Here is a 941-nt window from a genome sequence, read left to right as displayed (position 1 = left end):
TCCCGGGAAACACAGAAACAAGAACGCCGATTTGATTGATGATGTTCGTGCGAGCAAACACATCTAACAAACCGGCGTTCTTATGCGCGATATTAATACTTTCCTTCCGTTTTGGGAGGGCTTTTCTGTCGTCACGATCAAGCCTGATGGTGATGCCCTACGGATCGAGCTGACTCCCCACGCCACCCGATTTCCTTCCTGTGGTGGCTGCCAAAAGCCTTGTTCAACCACTCATGAGTATTGCGAGCGAACCGTTCGCGATTTGCCCATTCTCGGCCGCGCGGTACGCCTCAGCGTGCTGCTCAGGCGCGTTGGCTGCCGCGACTGTGGCAAACGCATGGAGGCCGTGAGTTGGCTGGATCGCTATGCGCGCATGACACGCCGCTTGGCTGATGCGGTTATTCAGGCCAGCGAACGCCTTCCCACCCTGCACGTGGCCCAGATGTTTGGGCTGCATTGGGACACCGTGCGGTTGCTGGAGCGTCGGGCCTTGCAGGCGGCATTGAGCGAGTTGCCGAAGGCGCAACCACGACGCCTGGTGATGGATGAATTCGCACTGTTTAAAGGGCATCGCTACGCCAGTGTTGTGTTGGATGCCGATACGCGACGAGTGCTTTGGATTGGCGAAGGCCGCAGCCGGGCGGCAGTTCGGCCCTTTTTCGAAGAGCTTGGGCCAGAGGGATGTGCTCGAATCGAAGCGGTGGCAATGGACATGAACACTGCGTTTGACCTGGAGGTTCGTCAGCACTGCCCGAAAGCGCGAGTGGTCTACGACCTCTTTCATGTGGTGGCCAAATATGGCCGAGAGGTCATTGATCGGGTCCGCGTCGACGAAGCTAACCGGTTGCGTCATGACAAGCCGGCTCGCAAGGTCATCAAGCAGGCGCGATGGCTGTTGCTGCGCAATCCACAGAATCTGAAAACGCCGGAACAGCAGGTTC

General features: G+C 57.8%; 1 protein-coding gene. It reads left to right on the top strand.

Annotated elements, in window-relative coordinates; genetic code table 11:
• Positions 1–82 precede the first annotated feature (82 nt).
• On the top strand, positions 83–941 hold an 859-nt coding region (locus ACWKV5_RS29605), incomplete at its 3' end, for an ISL3 family transposase (RefSeq protein ID WP_483844148.1).

It is taken from the genome of Pseudomonas oplopanacis (genome assembly GCF_057128725.1).
This window is presented reverse-complemented; position numbering and strand designations above follow the sequence as displayed.